Source organism: Ruegeria sp. BC7 (genome assembly GCF_056539165.1).
Genome location: NZ_JBQFUL010000001.1, coordinates 389,824 through 408,453 on the forward strand (window position 1 = coordinate 389,824; position 18,630 = coordinate 408,453).

Annotated in this window: 15 protein-coding genes; 3 read left to right on the top strand and 12 right to left on the bottom strand. The window is 58.5% G+C overall.

What is annotated here, in order from left to right:
- Positions 1 to 91 precede the first annotated feature (91 nt).
- The 3 genes from ACR0KS_RS01750 to ACR0KS_RS01760 all read left to right on the top strand — a co-directional run bounded on the left by ACR0KS_RS01750 (position 92) and on the right by ACR0KS_RS01760 (position 4,894).
- A complete protein-coding gene (locus ACR0KS_RS01750; protein WP_170562009.1) occupies positions 92 to 1,912 on the top strand; it encodes an ABC transporter transmembrane domain-containing protein in 1,821 nt (606 codons plus the stop codon).
- A 156-nt stretch (positions 1,913 to 2,068) separates the two neighbouring features.
- Positions 2,069 to 3,958, top strand: coding sequence for an acyl-CoA synthetase (locus ACR0KS_RS01755; RefSeq protein ID WP_170562013.1), 1,890 nt, complete (start codon positions 2,069 to 2,071; stop codon positions 3,956 to 3,958).
- 12 nt (positions 3,959 to 3,970) lie between these two features.
- Positions 3,971 to 4,894 carry an alpha/beta hydrolase gene (locus ACR0KS_RS01760; RefSeq protein ID WP_170562016.1) on the top strand — a complete coding sequence of 308 codons (924 nt, stop codon included), beginning with the start codon at positions 3,971 to 3,973 and terminating at the stop codon, positions 4,892 to 4,894.
- On the opposite strand, the gene ACR0KS_RS01765 is transcribed toward ACR0KS_RS01760, so the two are convergent.
- From ACR0KS_RS01765 to ACR0KS_RS01820, 12 genes are all read right to left on the bottom strand, one after another.
- Positions 4,895 to 5,731 carry an alkaline phosphatase family protein gene (locus ACR0KS_RS01765; RefSeq protein ID WP_170562019.1) on the bottom strand — a complete coding sequence of 279 codons (837 nt, stop codon included), beginning with the start codon at positions 5,729 to 5,731 and terminating at the stop codon, positions 4,895 to 4,897.
- Between the two features lie 138 nt (positions 5,732 to 5,869).
- Positions 5,870 to 7,507, bottom strand: a complete 1,638-nt coding sequence (locus ACR0KS_RS01770; protein WP_170484057.1) for an ABC transporter ATP-binding protein — start codon at positions 7,505 to 7,507, stop codon at positions 5,870 to 5,872.
- Positions 7,504 to 8,319, bottom strand: coding sequence for an ABC transporter permease (locus ACR0KS_RS01775; RefSeq protein WP_170384613.1), 816 nt, complete (start codon positions 8,317 to 8,319; stop codon positions 7,504 to 7,506). Before ACR0KS_RS01775 ends, ACR0KS_RS01770 begins: the two co-directional genes overlap by 4 nt.
- The gene (locus ACR0KS_RS01780; RefSeq protein WP_170484055.1) at positions 8,316 to 9,272 is read right to left on the bottom strand and encodes an ABC transporter permease; all 957 of its coding nucleotides are present in this window, start codon (positions 9,270 to 9,272) and stop codon (positions 8,316 to 8,318) included. Before ACR0KS_RS01780 ends, ACR0KS_RS01775 begins: the two co-directional genes overlap by 4 nt.
- Positions 9,273 to 9,287: 15 nt before the next feature.
- Complete coding sequence (locus tag ACR0KS_RS01785; RefSeq protein ID WP_170484053.1) at positions 9,288 to 10,874, bottom strand: ABC transporter substrate-binding protein; 1,587 nt, start codon at positions 10,872 to 10,874, stop codon at positions 9,288 to 9,290.
- A 125-nt stretch (positions 10,875 to 10,999) separates the two neighbouring features.
- Positions 11,000 to 12,991, bottom strand: coding sequence for a CocE/NonD family hydrolase (locus ACR0KS_RS01790; protein ID WP_170562022.1), 1,992 nt, complete (start codon positions 12,989 to 12,991; stop codon positions 11,000 to 11,002).
- A gap of 51 nt (positions 12,992 to 13,042) precedes the next feature.
- Positions 13,043 to 14,146: a DUF4147 domain-containing protein gene (locus ACR0KS_RS01795; protein ID WP_170562025.1), complete on the bottom strand. Its 1,104-nt coding sequence runs from the start codon at positions 14,144 to 14,146 to the stop codon at positions 13,043 to 13,045.
- The gene (gene dtd / locus ACR0KS_RS01800; RefSeq protein WP_170562028.1) at positions 14,146 to 14,583 is read right to left on the bottom strand and encodes a D-aminoacyl-tRNA deacylase; all 438 of its coding nucleotides are present in this window, start codon (positions 14,581 to 14,583) and stop codon (positions 14,146 to 14,148) included. The genes ACR0KS_RS01795 and dtd overlap by 1 nt, the downstream gene beginning before the upstream one ends.
- A gap of 19 nt (positions 14,584 to 14,602) precedes the next feature.
- Positions 14,603 to 15,271 (bottom strand): nitroreductase, encoded by a 669-nt coding sequence (locus ACR0KS_RS01805; protein WP_170562031.1) that lies wholly within the window; start codon positions 15,269 to 15,271, stop codon positions 14,603 to 14,605.
- Between the two features lie 100 nt (positions 15,272 to 15,371).
- Entirely contained in the window at positions 15,372 to 16,460 is a 1,089-nt protein-coding gene (locus ACR0KS_RS01810) for a TFIIB-type zinc finger domain-containing protein (RefSeq protein ID WP_170562034.1), read from the bottom strand.
- A gap of 38 nt (positions 16,461 to 16,498) precedes the next feature.
- Positions 16,499 to 17,647 carry an SPFH domain-containing protein gene (locus ACR0KS_RS01815; protein ID WP_170384597.1) on the bottom strand — a complete coding sequence of 383 codons (1,149 nt, stop codon included), beginning with the start codon at positions 17,645 to 17,647 and terminating at the stop codon, positions 16,499 to 16,501.
- A 22-nt stretch (positions 17,648 to 17,669) separates the two neighbouring features.
- The gene (locus ACR0KS_RS01820) at positions 17,670 to 18,626 is read right to left on the bottom strand and encodes a DUF2927 domain-containing protein (protein ID WP_170384595.1); all 957 of its coding nucleotides are present in this window, start codon (positions 18,624 to 18,626) and stop codon (positions 17,670 to 17,672) included.
- Positions 18,627 to 18,630: the final 4 nt, after the last annotated feature.

Here is an 18,630-nt window from a genome sequence, read left to right on the forward strand (position 1 = left end):
AGGGTCCAAATCATGTTGGCCTGCTTGACCCCAAGTGCTGCTGCCGCCAAGAAGCTGTCACTTACGCGCGAACACGACAAAAGGCCCAGTCATGGCAAAATCCGCCTCAGCCAGCCCTGCAGGAAACCCCGCCCCCGGCGCGACTGAAGATCGCGCCACCTCTAAGAAAATCGGTGTTCTTGCGTCGCTTTGGCCTTTTATGAAACCATATCGGCTGCTCATGATCGGTGCGACGTTGGCCTTGATCCTGACCGCAGGGATGACATTGACTTTGCCTCTGGCTGTCCGCCGCGTGGTTGACAACTTTCGGATCGAAGATGGTGAGTTGCTGGATTGGTATTTCATGGCGGCTTTGGGGATTGCCGCCATTCTAGCGATTGGTACGGGCATCCGTTATGCGCTTGTGACACGTTTGGGCGAGCGCGTTGTGGCGGATATTCGCAAGGCTGTTTTCGACCGTGTTATCGGGATGAGCCCCGAATTTTATGAACGCATCATGACGGGCGAGGTTCTGAGCCGGATCACCACGGACACCACGCTGATTCAGTCGGTCCTCGGGTCGTCGGTCTCGATCGCCCTGCGCAACATGCTCATGTTTGTCGGCGGGCTTGTGCTGATGCTGCTGACTTCGGCCAAGTTGACAGGGATGGTGCTGCTGCTGATTCCGTTGGTCGTGGTTCCGATTTTGGTATTGGGCCGTCGATTGCGCGCGATCAGTCGTGAAAACCAGGACTGGATCGCAGCGTCTTCAGGCAATGCGGGCGAGGCGCTTACGGCCGTGCAGACCGTACAGGCGTTTACTCATGAACAGGCAAGTCGCAAGCAGTTTGGGGACATGACCGAAACTTCGTATGTCGTTTCGCTGCGCCGTATCCACACACGCGCCCTGTTGACGGTCATCGTGATTTTCCTCGTTTTCTCCGGCATTGTCGGAGTGCTTTGGATGGGGGCAAACGACGTTCGCAACAGCGTGATGACCGAGGGCGTTCTGATCCAGTTCGTTATCTATTCGATTATCATGGCCGGGTCCGTGGCAGCCCTGTCCGAGATTTGGAGCGAGCTGCAGCGTGCCGCTGGTGCGACCGAGCGTTTGGTTGAGCTGCTGAATGCGCAAGATACTGTAAAGGATCCTTCTGCGGCGTCGACATTGCCAACGCCCGTGCGCGGCGAGATCAACTTTGAAGGGGTCACTTTTCGCTATCCGGCACGGCCCGATGTTGTGGCGCTGGATCACCTTTCGCTTAAGGTTAACCCCGGCGAGACCGTTGCCTTCGTAGGCCCGTCAGGTGCTGGCAAGACAACCGTGATTCAGATGATCCAGCGGTTCTACGATCCGGACTCTGGGCGTGTCAGTTTGGATGGGGTTGATCTGTGCGATCTGGATCGGGCCGATTTTCGCCGTCACATGGCATTGGTTCCGCAGGATCCGATCATATTTGCGGCCTCCGCGCGTGAAAATATCCGGTTTGGCCGTCTCGACGCCACCGATGCCGAGGTCGAGGCTGCTGCCCGTGCCGCTGCTGCGCATGGGTTTATCTCGGCGTTGCCCGAAGGCTATGACAGCTTTGTCGGCGAGCGCGGGGTGATGCTGTCGGGTGGCCAGAAACAGCGCATAGCGATTGCGCGGGCGATTCTGCGTGACGCACCGGTTTTGCTGCTGGACGAGGCGACCTCGGCGCTGGATGCCGAAAGCGAGCGTGCAGTGCAGGGCGCAGTAGACCAGATGCGCGCGGGCCGTACGACGCTGATCGTGGCGCACCGCTTGGCAACCGTCAAAAAGGCAGACCGGATTGTCGTGATGGAGGCCGGGCAGATCGTGGCCCAAGGAACCCATGACGACCTGGTGGCGCAGGACGGTCTGTATGCTCGATTGGCACGTCTACAGTTTACCGACGGTGTAGCTGCTGAGTAACCTTACGTGGCGGTAAGGCTGAACCGCCGTAGCGTCACGCTGCAAAATTGCGCAATTTGGCGATATTCGCGTGCTTGCACGTGCGCGGTTTTGCTTCCATCCTGTGGCTGAATTCAAACCCGGGCACCACACGGGAAGAGATCAGGGAGGAACCACATGGCCTTTGCGGGACTGGAAGACAAGGCGCGGCTTGAGCAGGAAATGTCGTGGGAGGATCGGGATGTACCGGTCACATTCCACCAACTTTTGTCGCGGACTGCGGGTAAATTCCCGAATGGAAACGCAGTTAGCTTTCAACTTACTTCGGGTCCCACGGACAAGGCCGAGACACTGACGTGGTCGGAATTGCTGGGCAAGGTCAATCAGGCAGCCAACCTCTTTCGATCGCTGGGCGTGGGTGAAAAAGACGTTGTGGCCTATGTGTTGCCCAACTGTAATGAGACATTGATCACAATGATGGGCGGTGCTGTTGCCGGTATCGTCAACCCGATCAACCCGCTGCTTGAACCTGAACAGATCGCCGCAATTCTGCGCGAGACAGGTGCCAAGGTCGTGGTCACCCTGAAGTCGTTCCCCAAAACGGATGTGGCGCAGAAGGTAGAAGAGGCCGTGCGTCACGCACCCAAGGTCAACACCATCCTCGAAATCGACCTGAACCGCTATCTGACGCCACCCAAGTCCTGGCTGGTCCCGTTCCTGCGCCCAAAGATGGGGGACAAGGAACATCTGGCCCATGCGAATTACAAGAACTTCAACAAGGAACTGGCCAAACAGCCGACGACCTTGACGTTTGAAGACAGCAAGGAAGACCGGGTCGCCTGTTACTTCCACACTGGCGGCACCACTGGGATGCCGAAAGTGGCGCAGCACAAATACTCGGGCATGATCTACAACGGCTGGCTGGGCGAAACGCTGCTTTTCACGCCGGACGACGTCGTGATGTGTCCGCTGCCGATGTTCCACGTATTCGCGGTTCACGTGATTATGATGTCTGCGGTGTCCTCGGGTACGCATGTCGTGTTCCCGACCCCGGCCGGGTATCGTGGTGACGGTGTGTTCGACAATTTCTGGAAGCTGATCGAGCGTTGGAAAGTCACGTTCATCATCACTGTGCCGACTGCGATTGCCGCCAAGATGCAGCGTCCCGTGGACGCAGATATCTCAAGTGTGAAAACGGCTTTCTCTGGTTCGGCCCCGCTGCCGGTGGAACTGTTCCGCCGATTTGAAGAAGCGACCGGGGTGACCATCATCGAAGGGTATGGTCTGACCGAGGCGACATGTCTGGTTTCCTGTAACCCGGTAGAAGGCGAGAAGAAAATCGGCTCGATCGGGTTCCCGTTCCCGTATACCGATGTAAAAATCCTTCAGGACGGACCGGATGGGCCGATTGAAGTCGGCACAAGCGAGATCGGTGAGATTTGCATCTCGAACCCCGGGGTTTATGCCGGCAATACCTATACCGAGGTCGACAAGAACAAAGACTTGTATCACTACGACAAATACCTCCGTACGGGGGATTTGGGCCGCTTTGACGAGGATGGCTATCTTTGGATCACCGGTCGCGCCAAAGACCTGATCATCCGTGGCGGTCACAATATCGACCCTGCAGAGATTGAAGAAGCCTTGCTGGGTCACGACGCCGTCGCGTTTGCAGGTGCGATCGGTCAGCCTGACGCCTATGCGGGCGAGGTGCCCTGTGCCTTTGTCGAACTGGTCGAAGGGGCTTCGGTTACCGAGCAGGAGCTTATGGAATATTGCGACGTTCACGTCCACGAACGTGCGGCGCAGCCCAAGCACATGACCATTCTGGACGAGCTTCCCAAAACTGCGGTTGGCAAGGTCTTCAAGCCCGAACTGCGCAAACAGGCGATTACCCGTATCTATAACGGTGCCTTGGAAAAGGCTGGGGTCGATGCGCGCGTCGTGTCGGTGATCGATGACAAGCAACGTGGTCTTGTCGCGCAGCTTGACGCGAACGGTTCCTCGGACGACGATGTAGGCAAGGTGCTGGGATCGTTTACCCGGCCGTGGGAATGGGCTGCCTGACCAGGAGGGAACATGGATTATGAACGCCTGATTGATGAAGAAACTTGGGCGTTCATAAGACGAACCGCTGAAAGTTATCCCGATGACGCCGTCGATCTGACGATCGACGAACAGCGCCGTGTCTATGACGCGATGTGCAGGGATTTTCGCCAGCCGCGACCTCCGGGTGTTGAAACAGAAGACAGGCGCGCCAATGGCGTGCCTGTTCGTGTCTATACTGTTGGTGAACCGACGCGAACTGTCGTCTATTTCCACGGCGGCGGTTTCGTTGTCGGAGGTCTGGACAGCCACGACGATGTCTGCGCCGAGATTTGCGCCCAAACCGGGTATCGCGTTGTATCGGTGGATTATCGGCTGTGCCCGGAACATGTTCATCCCGCCCAGTTTCAGGACGCCTGGACTGCGGTATCTTGGGCTGCAACGGAATACGGGGATGCGCTGGTGTTGGCCGGAGACAGCGCCGGAGGAAATCTGGCAGCGGCGGTCGCCCATCACGCGCGCGGGCGACTGGATACGGTGCTGGGGCAGGTGTTGATCTATCCCGGGCTGGGTGGGGATCGGTCGAAGGGGTCGTATCTTGAACACGCTCATGCGCCGCTTTTGACGCTGGAGGATATCGTTTTCTACGAAAAGGTGCGGTGCGGCGGGCCAGCTCCGCAGGCTGACCCGACTTACGCGCCATTGCACGACAGCGATTTCTCAAACCTGCTGCCGACTGTGGTCATAACAGCCGACTGCGATCCTTTGCGCGACGACGGGCCGGACTATTGCGCCCGGATCACCGAGGCCGGTGGGAAAGCGCATTGCATCAACGAAGCGGGGCTGGTGCATGGCTATCTGAGGGCGCGTACCTCGGTCAAACGCGCCGCAGATAGTTTCGAGCGGATCTCGGTCGCGATCGAGGCGCTGGGCCAGCAGATCTGGCCTTACGACTGATTACTTGAGGAACGGCTGTGCCTTCATGGTCTCGGCCACGGGTGCGCCCATCCGGGTCAGGATCGTCGGCGCAAGCTGAAGCTGGTCGATGACCGTATCCGCCTCGGGGCCTTCCGCATCGCCGAAATAGTACAGCGCGGTTTCCTGCTGCAACGGGCTGCGGCCTCCGTGGTGGCCGCGTTCGTCCTGACCGTGGTCGGCGGTGACAATCACTTCGTACCCCAGTTGCCGCCAGCGGGGGATGAAGGGGGCCAGCATCTCGTCCATGACGAAACAGGCGTGGTCCATTTCCTCTCTTTCATGGAAAAAGCGATGTCCCATACTGTCCAGCGTGCAGGTGTGCAGGATGCCGTAGTCCAGCCCAAAGCGCAGGCACATGTTGGTGAGCTGCGCGAACAGGTCCACGTCGCAGGGCGTCATCTGGTTGGCCTTGCCATAGCCGGTCATGGTGTGGAACCGGCCGTGATTGATCGTCTTGCTATCCGGTTCGTCATATTCCACGTCGCGCACGTAGTCGAACGGGTGGCGGTTGAAGAATTGCGACCAATAGCTGTGGGTGACTGCGCCGGTGACACCGCCAGCCTCGCGCACCTGACTGAACACGTCCTTGTGGCTCAGGCGGAAGACGTTTCCATTGCCGGTGCACCCATGTTCCTGCGGCGTGACACCCGTGTGGATCGAGGCATAACAACTGGCCGAGGTCGATGGCAGCACCGAGCTCAGCTTCCACACCCGCGCCTCGCCGCTGTCGACCCAGCCCTCAAGATTGCCGAACAAGCGGCGGAAATTGCGCCACGGAACACCGTCGAGGATAATCAGAAGGAGTTTGCGGTCCATGGTCCGGCCTTTTCGTTAGTTCTTTGGGAGAGCCTAGGGGATTCGCCTTGGATAAGCCGCCCATTCCCGCCCCAAATAGCAAAATCCCGACACCTGTTTGTGACAAGTGCCGGGATTTCATAAGTGTTTTGCGCGAGTTTAGTTCCCCGCACTCTCCATCTTGCGGTGGGCGACGACCTCTTCCAGCCAGCCCAGATGCATCTCGGGGACCGAGCTGAGCAGAAGGTCCGTATAGTCGTCGAACGGCGGGCTCAGCACCTGTGACTTGGGGCCGTACCGCACGACGCGGCCCTGATACATCACCGCGATACTGTCGCTGATCGCACGGACCGTCGCCAGATCGTGGGTGATGAACAGATAGGCCACATCCTCGATCTTTTGCAGGTCCAGCAGCAGTTTCAGGATGCCATCCGCCACCAGCGGGTCCAGCGCCGAGGTGACCTCATCACAGATGATCATCTTGGGCTTGGCAGCCAGCGACCGGGCGATACAGACACGCTGTTTCTGCCCACCCGACAGCTCTGCCGGATACCGGTCGATGAACTTCTCGCCCAGTTCGATCTCATCCAGCAGTTCGATGATCCGCTTGCGCTTTTCCGCGCCACGCATGTTGAAGTAGAACTCCAACGGGCGGCCGATGATGGTTCCGACGGTCTGACGCGGGTTCATAGCGACGTCGGCCATCTGGTAGATCATCTGCAACTCGCGCAGGTCCTCGCGGGTGCGGCCTTTGAGGTCAGGCGACAGCTTGCGCCCGGCAAAGGTGATCTCACCATCGCGCGGCGGCAGCAGGCCAGTGATCACCCGCGCCAGTGTGGACTTGCCCGATCCGGATTCGCCAACAACCGCCAAGGTCTGCCCCGGATGAAGCTCGACATTGACGTTGTGCAGCACGTCGAAGTTCAACCCTTTATAGCGTGCGGTGATGCCGTCAACGCTCAGCACCGGTTCGGGTGTGGGCTGCTTTTCCTCGTGCTCGATCGAGCGCACCGAGACCAGAGCCTTGGTGTACTCTTCCTGCGGGTTGTTGATGATCTGGTCGGTATTTCCGTACTCGACCGTATTGCCCATGCGCAGAACCATGATGTCGTCGCTCACCTGCGCCACAACAGCAAGGTCGTGCGTGATATAGAGCGCGGCAACGCCGGTATCTGCAATGGCCTCTTTGATGGCCATCAGAACGTCGATCTGAGTCGTCACGTCCAACGCCGTCGTCGGTTCGTCGAATACCACCAGATCGGGTTCAGGGCACAGCGCCAACGCAGTCATACAGCGCTGTAGCTGGCCGCCGGATACTTGGTGCGGATACCGCTCACCGATATTGTCCGGGTCGGGCAGGCCCAGCTTGGCAAACAGCTCCCGCGCGCGTTTTTCGGCTTGTTTACGGCTGAACTTCTTCTGTTCCACCGCAGCCTCAACCACCTGATCCATGATCTTCTTGGCGGGGTTGAAGGACGCCGCGGCGGATTGAGACACATAGGTGACCTCACCCCCGCGCAGCTTGCGGATGTCGCCGTATGAGGTCTTCAGGATGTCGCGCCCGTTGACCCAAACCTCGCCCCCGGTGATCTGAACTCCACCTCGGCCATATGCCATCGAAGCAAGGCCGATGGTGGATTTACCAGCCCCGGATTCGCCGATCAGCCCCAGCACCTTGCCGCGTTCGAGGTCAAAGCTGACCCCGTGCACGATCTCGATGTCATGGGGTTTCTCACCCGGCGGATAGACGGTCGCGCCGATTTTGAGGTCGCGGACCTTGAGAAGGGTATCACTCATCCCCGGCCTCCTTTCAGCGATGTGGTGCGGTTCAGGATCCAGTCAGCCACAAGGTTGACCGAGATAGCCAGCGTTGCGATGGCCACAGCAGGATACAGCGCCGCGCCGATGCCATAGACGATACCGTCCTTGTTTTCCTTCACGATGCCGCCCCAATCGGCCAGCGGTGGTTGGACACCCAGGCCAAGGAACGACAGGGTCGAGACGAACAGAACCATGAAGATGAACCGCAGCCCCAGCTCTGCCACCAGCGGCGACAAGGCATTGGGCAGAATTTCGCGGAAGATGATCCACGACTGTCCTTCACCGCGCAGTTTGGCGGCTTCGACATAGTCCATGACGGCGATGTCCACAGCGACTGCACGGGCCAGACGATAGACACGGGTGGCGTCCAGCAAGCCCATAACGACGATCAGTACCGGGATAGTTACCGGCACCATCGCCAGAACGACCAGCGCGGTGATAAGCGACGGGATCGACATGATCAGATCGACTGTCCGTGACATGACCTGATCGGCCCAGCCACCCAGAACAGCGGCCAGAAAACCAAGGATCGAACCGGTCACAAAGCTGAGGATCGTTGCCGCCGTCGCAATAAAGATCGTCGTGCGCCCGCCGTAGATCATGCGGCTGAGAAGGTCACGGCCGATATTGTCGGTGCCCAGCCAGAACTGCGAACTGGAGGGTTCCCAAACGTCGCCGACCACCTCGGCCATGCCATACGGCGCGAGTAGGGGGGCGAATATCGCGATGATGAAGTACAGGGCTGTGAAGGCCAGCCCGATCATTGCAGAGATAGGGATGTTCTTCATTTCGGATGCCTCAGCCTTGGGTTGGCCAGAATGGCAACGATGTCGGCGACCATATTCAGCCCGATATAGATTGCGGCAAAGATTACGCCGCAGGCCAGAACCACAGGGACATCACGCTTGGTCACGTGATCCACAAGGTACTGTCCCATGCCGGGATAGACGAACACCACCTCGACCACGACGACGCCGACGACCAGATAGGCCAGGTTCAGCATCACCACGTTGACGATAGGCGCGACCGCGTTCGGCAGCGCGTGGCGGTAGATAATCTTGAAGTTGGTCAGACCTTTCAGTTCAGCCGTCTCGACATAGGCAGACTGCATCACATTCAGGATCGCAGCGCGTGTCATGCGCATCATATGCGCCAGAACCACCATAGTCAGTACGATGACGGGCAGGGCGATCGAATTCAGCTTTTGGCCCAGCGTCATGCTGTCATTGATCATCGCAAGCGGTGAGAACATGCCCAGCTTCACGGCGACGAAATAGACCAGAACGTAACCGATCAGAAACTCGGGGATCGAGATCGTGGTCAGGGTGACTGCTGAAATCAACTTGTCCGGCCAGCGATTGCGGTAACGGACGGCCAGCAGGCCCAGAAAAATGGCAAGCGGGACCGAAACGATAGCAGCCCAGAACGCCAGAAACAGTGTGTTGCCCAGACGATTTCCGACCGAGTCGGCAATATCCAGTTTGTTTGTAAGGGATTGACCCAGATCGCCCTGCAGGATGCCACCCAGCCATTCAAAATAGCGGGTCAGGGCTGGACGGTTGAGGCCCATTTCCTCGCGCAGGTTTGCCAACGCCTCGGGGGTTGCGGATTGACCAAGGACCGCTTGCGCAGCGTCTCCCGGCAGGGCTTCGGTGAGGCCGAAAATCAGAGCCGATGCACCGAAGAGAAGCAGGAGTCCCAGCGCAAGGCGCTGGGAAACCAGTTTGATGATAGGATGCATGATCCGTGACCCGATTTACGCGAACCACATCTTGCGGGAAACGTTGCCGTTCATCATTTCCTGGGTCGGGTCTGTCTCCCAACCGGCAAGTTGATTGCTGATGCCCTCGACAAAGTCGTTGAACATCGGGCAGATCAGACCGCCCTGGTCGCGCACCATCATGCCCATTTTGCTGTAGATACCTTTACGCTTTTCAGCGTCCAGTTCGGCGCGTGCCGCAAACAGCATTTCGTCGAATTCCGGCACTTTGAAGCGCGTGTCGTTCCAGTCCGCTGTCGAGAGATACGCGGTTGCGTACATCTGGTCCTGAACCGGACGACCACCCCAATAGGACGCACAGAAGGGCTGAACGTTCCAAACTTCCGACCAGTAGCCGTCGTTGGGTTCACGCTTGATTTCCAGCGGGATGCCCGCTTCGGCGGCCGACTGCTGGAACAGGGCAGCAGCATCCACAGCTCCGGGGAAGGCGCCGTCTGCAACGCGCAGAATGATCGGCGATCCGTCGTGACCGGATTTCTGATAGTACTCAGCCGCTTTTTCAACGCTGAACTCACGCTGAGGGATGGAGTCGTCAAACAGCGGGTAAGCCGCGTTGATCGGCATGTCGTTCCCGATCGAACCGTAGCCACGCAGAACTTTTTCAACCAGATCTTCACGATTGATCGCATGCTTCAGCGCCATGCGCAGATCGTTGTTGTCGAACGGAGCTGTGTCTACATGCATGATGAAGACATAGTGCCCGCGTCCCGCGGTTGAATGAACGGTCAGATTGGGTGCGCGACCCAGCAGATCTGCGACCTTAGGTTCGACACGGTTGATCGCGTGAACCTGACCTGACTGTAAAGCAGCAGTACGTGCCGTCGCATCGTTGATCACAACCACTTCAACGCTGTCGAAGTTGCCAAAATCGCTGTTCCAGTGATTTTCAAACTTGGTGAACAGATGGCGCACGCCGGGTTCGTCAACTTCGACTTTGTATGGGCCGGTTCCGATGCCCGCGCCGGGGTTATCCATGCCACCATCCGGCTGAATGATCAGGTGATAGTCGGCCATCAGATAAGGCAGGTCGGCGTTCGGCTCGGTCAGTGTGACCTGGAAATTGTCACCATCGGCCTTCATGGACTCGATGCCCTTCATGATGCCCAGAGCACCGGACTTGGAGTCCTCGTTCGAGTGACGTTCCATGGTCTTCAGCACGTCTTCGCTGGTCATGGTTTTGCCGTTGTGGAATTCGACACCCTGACGCAGTTTGAAGGTCCAGACCTTGGCGTCGGCGCTGCCTTCTACGCTCTCGGCAAGACGCGGTTCAATCGTACCGTCCGGTGCAACCTCGACAAGCTGGTCACCGAATTGCTTGCCATTCTGAAAGGGAACCGAGCTTGCATAGGTCGCCGGGTCCAGCGAGTTGGTGGATTCACCACCCTGAAGGCCGAATTTCAGATCGCCGCCCTTTTTTGGGCCAGCCGCGCGTGCGGCATCCGCGAACATGGTGCTGGCCATAGCTGCCGATACACCCAGAGCCGCCGCTTTCCCCATGAACTCGCGGCGGGTCAGCTTGCCCGCAGTAACCTGTTTGGACATGTGAGTGAGTTGTTCGTTCATCCAATGATCTCCCAATTGGTTGGATTTTCCGCCCTTTGCGGGCTTTTTATTGACGCATGAGTCAAAGTAGGCGCATTTCGGCCTAACGAGCAAGGGTAAATGTCCTTCGCATACCCGCCCGAAAATTACATATGCTTACGCGGTATGGTATCCTCCGTTTCTTTTGAAAATACCAGTACTTCGCCCTCGAATGCACTTAATTTTGCTTTAAGGAAAAAGTTATCTCGATCCGACCACATCTGGCAGGAGGTTTCGGTCCGCAGGTCGATGGTGTCCCGTTTTATCTCTTGCGTCCAGTGGCAAACGCCATGTGCCGACAGAGGATCATCAGGGTGGATCGACCAGCATTCGTAGGCGGTGCCCCCGTGGGTTAGCCCGTGATGGTTGTCGGTGATCAAGCCAAAGTCATCTTCGATGACCAATTTGGTTTGACCGGTATTCATATCAGTCTCGACCCGCCTTGAATTGGAACTGTCGCGCAGGGTTGTGACGTCTCGTTCGATGTCGGATACGGCTGGTGGGAATACATACTCATCGGATGCGCTCGTGCGGACGGGGATCGAGATGCAGCCTTGGGTCAGGTGCAACTCAGCCTGTTCCGGTGACGGCCAGATCAACGGCCAGTATGCGCTTGAGACTGCAACGCGAATGCGATGCCCTTCCGGAACCCGATAGGCAATATGATCCAAGTCCAGAGCGACCTCATACGGCGTGTCGGGGAAAAGCGGTTCTGGCTGCGCATGGCTGTCACGATGAGAAAGATTCAGCACGCCGTAAGTAATGCGCGTTGATGCGCCATCCGGGTGAACGTGATTCAGACGAACAGCGATCTGCGCCTGCGGTCTGTCGGCGGCGATACGGATTCGTAGGCTAGGAGCGCCGACAATGTCCAATGCCTCGGTCAGTGGTGCGCTATCGAAACAGGCCGACATTGCATCGTCTGTACGCTGATCGCCGGGCATGTCAGGGCCGAGCCAAATCGCGCAGTATTCACCACTTTCCATACCGCAGGTCTGAGGTGAGCGTATCTTGGCGTCCAACTTGCCGTGTTCCCCCAGCCCATCGTCTGACAGATGCCACGTGAGTTTTGGCAGGTGCGATGTTGCGCCTTCGCTTTCGACAATCCACCTGCCGGGACGTTCGTTGTACCAGCGTTGCGGGCGAACGCCATCCATCAGATAGGCGCGGTAGTCAGGGTCGGTTTCAACACCGGTATCCACGCCTTTCAACCAGCGGTCCCACCACCTCAGTGCTTCTTGGAGAAAGCCGATTCTCGGTTCGGGGACGGCGAAATGCGGGTATTTGTGCACCCAGGGGCCAACAATCCCCTTTGCTGGCGCGTCCAATTCTTCAACGAGCAGCGGAACGGTGTTCTTATACGCATCTCCCCAGCCGCCAACGGCCAAGGTCGCCGCTTGGATTGCGCTGAAATCCTCGCAGACGGACCCGTGCTGCCAGTAAGCATCCCGTGTTTGATGACGTAGCCAGACCGAGGGCAAGAACGGTTCATTCTCAAGCCGCTCCAGCCACAGCGCACGCCAGTCCGGGCGCAAGGCCGGGTCGGGTGGACGCGAAGAATAGGACCACATCGTGGCCCCCCAGCCCAAGTTTTCGTTCAGCAGGCAACCACCTTTGTAGTGGATGTCGTCAGCGTAACGATCGGCAGTCGAACACAGGGTGATAATCGCCTTGAGAGCCTCGGGTTGCATCGCTGCAACCTGCAGCGCGTTGAATCCGCCCCAACTGATGCCCATCATACCCACGGTTCCGGTGCACCAAGGCTGGTTCGCCAGCCATGCAATCGTCGCGACGGCGTCGTCTAGTTCCTGTTGCGTGTATTCATCGGCCATCAACCCTTCGCTGTCGCCGTTGCCGCGCATGTCCACACGGATGCAGGCATAGCCTCGCTTTGCAAACCACGGATGCGTCAGCGCGTCTCTTGTCGCAGTGCTGTCGCGCTTGCGATAGGGCAAGAACTCAAGAATGGCGGGAACCGGATCAGCTTCGGAATCCAGAGGTCTCCAGACACGCGCCGAGAGGCGACAGCCGTCCGGCATGCGGATACCGACGTCAGGAAGGTCCTGAATCTCGCGTAGAGAATTGGAGTCGCGCGTCATACCATCAGTCTCCGGCGCTTTTGTTCTTGGGGTCGGTTCAAAATCGTCAAATCAATCGCGGATTGCGACAAGCAGGTCCATCACATTTGTGCCGGTCGGCCCGGTAACAAGCAATGCGCCCGCGCGGTCCAGATAGCTGCCGCTGTCCGCATTCTGAAGCGCTTGATCTGCCCCTTCGCCCCAAGTTGTCCCGTCGATGACGGCTCCGGCGGCTTGCGTTGGGCCATCGGTGCCGTCTGTGCCGCCGACCACAACCGTCAATCCCGGGATGCCGGCGATCTCTTTGGCCAAGGCCAAGGCCAAAGCCTGATTGCGACCGCCGCGCCCAGGATTTTCCGGCAAGACGACTGTCGGTTCGCCGCCAAAAACCATCACGCCGCTTTGCATGTCGCGCAGGCGTTGTCCCAGCCGTGACGCGACGCGCATAAAGTCATCGTGCAGGCATTCTTCGTTCGCCAGCACAGTCGCTCCGTCGGACTTTGCCCTGTCAGCCGCGGCGTCTCGGGCATGGGCGTTGGACGCCACGATCTGCGCCGAGGCCAGATAATCGCGCGCCTCTGGCAATGCCCCAATCCCTGAACCGACTACGTTCAGGTCGTCTCCGGGAACGTCAGAAATCGCCAGAACGGTCACGCGGTCTCCTTTGAAATGGGACAACAGCCCGCCCCCTTTGATGCGAGACATCTTGCGGCGTTCGGCGTTCATGGCGGTTATGTCCAAACCTTCCGACAGCAGTTTCCGGTTCAGTTGTTCCAGATCGGCCAGTGTTTTGCCTGCCACCAGATCCTCTGCCAGAGATGAGGCACCGCCAGACACCAATAGCAGCAAATGCGAGGATCGACCCATCGACTCGACGGTTTTACGCAGGGTGCGCCCGCCTTCAAGGCTCCGGGCGTCTGGCACCGGATGAGAAGCTTCGATCACCTTAACATGATCAGGCAGGTCTCGTCCGTGGTCGTCCTTGGTCACAACCAGCGTTGGTTTTGGTCCGAAATGCGCAAGCGCCGCGCGAGCCATGGCCGCAGCAGGTTTTCCGACGGCCAGAATCTGATCCGGGGCGGCAATTTCGTCCAAGGCGGCCTCGGTCGCGGCGTAGCCACCGACAGCATCGACCCCCGCCTGCCAGATCCGTACTGCCTGTTGTTTTTGATCCATCAACTCTCCACCCAAATCGTGACCGGCCCATCGTTGACAAGTTCCACGGCCATGTCCGCACCGAATTGCCCAGTTTCCACCGGAACACCGCAGGCAGCCAGATGACGCGCGAAAACTTCGTAAAGGTGTTTGCCGACATCGGGCGGTGCCGCCTCGGAAAAGCCCGGTCGGTTTCCGCGCGACGTATCTGCCGCAAGCGTGAACTGGCTGACTACCAGAGCAGAGCCTTCGATATCCAAAATGGATCGGTTCATCTTGCCTGCGTCATCCTTGAATATTCTCAGTTTTGAAACCTTGGTGGCAAGTTGTTCTGCCTTTGCCTCATCATCTGCGAGCATCGCGCATACAAGGATCATCAACCCCGGACCTGATTGCCCGACCACGTTTCCGTCTACAGACACTTTGGCATGTGAGACTCGTTGCAATACAGCGCGCAAATTGTACTCCGTGTCTTTCTTAACCGACCCACTCAACAAAGTCGGTGTGGCTGGCCCGATCCGTGCGAAATCCGTTGGCGGGGTGTTCCGTATCGGCGTAACCGAAAGATATTGCACACAAAATCAACCGATCGTCGGGGATATTGAAGTGCTTGTGCAAAAACGGGCCGTAACTGGCGACGGCCACCTGTGGAATCGTGGCGATGCCAAGAGCCTGAGCTGCAAGAGTAAAAGCGGTGATGAACCCGCCGCAGTCCATAGCCCCATAAGGGCCAAGTTCGGCAGGGCTGGAAACAATTGCGCAATGCGGAGCGCCGAACAGCGCGAAATTCTCCATCATTTGCCGCGCGGACGCCTTGCGGTCTCCTTTTTCAACGCCGACGGCCTCATAAAGCGCCCACCCGCAGGTCCGGCGGCGGTCCTGATAGACCCCTGAATAAGACGTCGGAAAGGGCAGGTCAGGTGAAGGCGCGCCGGTCAATGCCTCCTGTTGCAGAGCTTGGCGAAACTTTTCTGTCTGTTCGCCGCTGGTAATGGCAACATTCCAAGGCTGCGCATTGCACCAACTGGGCACACGCCCTGCGCTGATCAGGATTTGTTCGATATGTTCCTGAGGAACCGGATCGGGGCGGAATGCCCGGCAAGAGTGGCGCTCAGCCAATAACGTGTTCAGGTCCGATAACGTCACACTGGCCTCCCCATCGGCATCGACGCGGCGAGGATGGCGTGTGGCTTGAGGATGTTCAAGCGCTTAAACGGCGAAACCTGTCTTGTTTCCGAACGCTTGGTTATTGTTGTCCGGTGGCGATCAGATACCCAACGCCTGCCGCGACCAGCAGGCCGATAACGACCGCAATCGTGATTTTGATCGCCGACCATGGACGCTCACCCTGAACGCGTCCGGTGCGTCCGTTGACAACAAACCGATAGGTCTGGCCCCGGTATTTGTAGGCCGCCATCCAGACCGGTAGCAGAATGTGCTTGAACGTCACGTTGCGCACGTCCGTATCGACCGAGTGAATACGCTGACGATCACCGCCGATATCGAACCGAACATCGCGTTCGATCACACGGGCCATATATCCACGCGCCTCGGTGTATCCGTCTTGCAGTTCAACCGTGTAGGCTTCGGCGCGAAAGCCTGCCAGATATTCGGGCTGATAGGGCTCAAGCGCAGGCAGATCCCACGGTTCCAGCGCATCCGTATAGCTTTTGGGCAGGGACCGGGAGGCCAGGACCAGAACGTCATCGAAAAAGCGCGCGACCCGTCCCGATTTCGGTGACCAGCGGACCTTGGCGACCTGCTGCTGCACCCTCTTTCCGTCACGCATCACCGTGCGGGTTTCGTAATAGACTGTCCCTCGCTCACCCCTGTAAGAGGATTGCGTATCCGCGTCGAACGTCCAGTAGGGCACATAGATGCCCTGCATCTTGCGCCCCTTGCGCGCATAGTCCTTTAGGCCATTAGGCGCGAACCACAATCGGCCAAGCCAGTCCCCCATCGCTTTGTGCGCTGAACGCTCGTCTAGCGCGAAGGGCAGAACGCCGCGTGGCTTGATATGCCGGCTGACACCGGTGCCAGTGACCACAGGCGTGGCGCAGAACGGACATTCAGCAGCATGGGTGTCGGGGTCAAACTCGACTTGGGCTGCACAGTTGGGGCAGGTCAGAACGCGCGTTTCTTCGATTTCACCTTCGGGAAGGTTTTCTGAAAGCGCGGCGTTGAAATCCAGCTCTTTCAGGCTTGCACCACCCCAAGGACCGGCGGCGATGCTCTCGGAATGCCCGCAATGATCGCAGGTCAGGGTGCCGTCACCGGGGTTGAACCGGCAATCTGCTCCGCATTGATCGCAGGGAAAACGGTGTTCTTCGGTCATACTGCCCCCTTGTTCATCGCAGACAAACGCGGAACCGATCAGGCACCCGGCGGAGGTGGCGGCAGGATAGTGAATAACTGAGCGAGTTCCTGAACATCACCTGCCTTTTTCCAACCGTCCTGACCTGCCGTCCAGACGTGGGTGTCACGTGTGATTTCGCCCTCGGAGGCCATGCGCCCCATCTTCGCCTTGGAAAACGGCCCGCTGGTCTGCCCATCCACGGCGATATGCCAGACATGTTCCACGGGTGGCGGTGGCGGCGGCGCCGCATGCGCTGACGGTTGCGGGGCAGCGGGGGCGGGGCTTCCCCACGGGCCGCTCGGTTGACCCGCTGCCATGTTTGACATCTGCTGGGCCATCGCCATCCCCATGCCCATTCCAAGTCCGGCGCCCATGCCGCCGCCCTGACCGGGATTGTTGGCAGCCGCTGTCATCGCCTCGGCCGCTGAGTATTGCGTGAACTTGCCCAGATCACCCGCCAATCCCATCGAGGTTCTCTTGTCCAGCGCCGCCTCGACCGCAGGCGGAAGAGAGATATTCTCGATGTAGAACTCGGGCATCTCCAGCCCATAGCTGTCCAGTACGGGTGAGACCTCGGCCGCGATCAGCTTGCCCAGATCGGCGGTGTTCGCGGCCATGTCCAGAACCGGAATACCCGATCCGGCGATCACGCGGCTAAACTCCTGCACGATGATGTTGCGGATCTGAAAGCTGATCTCATCCATGGTGAACTCGCCATCAGTGCCGACAATCTCGACCATGAACTTCGCGGGGTCCTTGACGCGGATCGTATAGGTGCCGAACGCGCGAATTCGGGTCGGCCCAAACTCGGGGTCGCGCAGCATGATGGGGTTTTTGGTGCCCCATTTCAGGTCGTTGAACCGAGTGGTGTTGACGAAGTAAATCTCGGACTTGAACGGCGACTGAAACCCGTGATCCCAATGCTGCAGGGTTGTCAGGATCGGCATGTTGTTGGTTTCGAGCATATAAAGCCCCGGTGTGAACACATCCGCCAACTGTCCTTCATGCACGAACACGGCCGACTGCCCCTCGCGAACCGTTAGCTTGGCGCCGTACTTGATGGCGTGGCCTTCACGCTCGAACCGCCAGACCATCGTGTCGCGGGTGTCGTCGACCCAGTGAATGACGTCGATAAATTCGCCGGTCAGAAAATCGAAAATACCCATTTGGGGTCTCCTTTCAGGGGGCTCAGAGCGGCTGGCCCATCAATTCACGTGCAATAATCCGGACCACCGGGCGCGCGTTGTCCACCGTCACGCCGGGTTCGAGGCGCGGATCATACAGCATGGTCAGCAGCTTTTCGTCATGGCTGGTCAACAGCGCAAATTCGTCATCGTCGTTGAATATCGAAGGTCGGGCCGCCGGGCTGTCATTGGACAACCCCAATCCCTGCGCGATTTCTTCGTGGATGCAGCTACGGCGCAGCAATTCCGGCAACTCGGTTCGGATCAAGGTGACGGCGCGCACGTACTTGTAGGGTGAAGAACTGGTGGCCGACGCAAAGACAAAACAGTCGATATTTGCGCGCGGATTGGCGACCAGTTCCAGCGAGGCTTGGCTAATATTTGGGATCAGTTCCTTCAACCGAGCTACAACGTAGGCGCTGTCGTCCTTGCCTGCGAAAAAGACGTGGAAGTTCGCCCTGCGATTCACGACCGAGATTGGGTGCCCGGTCAGTCTTGCCAATCGTGCGGTAAAGGATTCAACCTCGGCTGCATCTTGCGTGCGTGTGGCTGGTAATACTGAGGGGCCGAATTCTGTCTGTACGCGCACAGGCCCGGACCAGCGGCTGAGCTGCCCGTCCGTTTGCCGTGACGAGGCGGCGACGGCATGGTCAGGATACTCGCTATAAAACGCGATGGTTTCAAAGTTTCGCGCCAAGTCGTCTGCGTCATATGGTGTATCCGGCCCTCCACCATCTGTGCGCAGTAGTCCGCGGGTCAGAAGATCGCGCTCAACCCGTTCGTAGAAACGGGCAAGGTCCTGGCTGGCAGCGGACGGAGGGACATAGGCATTCGCCACAGGTGCCGGAGGGTCCGGGCGCGCCTCGGGCACGATGGAAGACGTAAGCGTTTCGTCACAATTGGCCAGCGCCAACAGCGAAACAAGGCCCAGTATGGGTTTCAATAATCCCGGTCGCCGCATTCTG

Bases quoted from the DNA above. Each gene is read 5' to 3' on its own strand.
- ACR0KS_RS01750 (WP_170562009.1), top strand. From the start codon at position 92: ATGGCAAAATCCGCCTCAGCCAGCCCTGCAGGAAACCCCGCCCCCGGC.
- ACR0KS_RS01755 (WP_170562013.1), top strand. From the start codon at position 2,069: ATGGCCTTTGCGGGACTGGAAGACAAGGCGCGGCTTGAGCAGGAAATG.
- ACR0KS_RS01760 (WP_170562016.1), top strand. From the start codon at position 3,971: ATGGATTATGAACGCCTGATTGATGAAGAAACTTGGGCGTTCATAAGA.
- ACR0KS_RS01765 (WP_170562019.1), bottom strand. From the start codon at position 5,731: ATGGACCGCAAACTCCTTCTGATTATCCTCGACGGTGTTCCGTGGCGC.
- ACR0KS_RS01770 (WP_170484057.1), bottom strand. From the start codon at position 7,507: ATGAGTGATACCCTTCTCAAGGTCCGCGACCTCAAAATCGGCGCGACC.
- ACR0KS_RS01775 (WP_170384613.1), bottom strand. From the start codon at position 8,319: ATGAAGAACATCCCTATCTCTGCAATGATCGGGCTGGCCTTCACAGCC.
- ACR0KS_RS01780 (WP_170484055.1), bottom strand. From the start codon at position 9,272: ATGCATCCTATCATCAAACTGGTTTCCCAGCGCCTTGCGCTGGGACTC.
- ACR0KS_RS01785 (WP_170484053.1), bottom strand. From the start codon at position 10,874: ATGAACGAACAACTCACTCACATGTCCAAACAGGTTACTGCGGGCAAG.
- ACR0KS_RS01790 (WP_170562022.1), bottom strand. From the start codon at position 12,991: ATGACGCGCGACTCCAATTCTCTACGCGAGATTCAGGACCTTCCTGAC.
- ACR0KS_RS01795 (WP_170562025.1), bottom strand. From the start codon at position 14,146: ATGGATCAAAAACAACAGGCAGTACGGATCTGGCAGGCGGGGGTCGAT.
- ACR0KS_RS01810 (WP_170562034.1), bottom strand. From the start codon at position 16,460: ATGACCGAAGAACACCGTTTTCCCTGCGATCAATGCGGAGCAGATTGC.
- ACR0KS_RS01815 (WP_170384597.1), bottom strand. From the start codon at position 17,647: ATGGGTATTTTCGATTTTCTGACCGGCGAATTTATCGACGTCATTCAC.
- ACR0KS_RS01820 (WP_170384595.1), bottom strand. From the start codon at position 18,626: ATGCGGCGACCGGGATTATTGAAACCCATACTGGGCCTTGTTTCGCTG.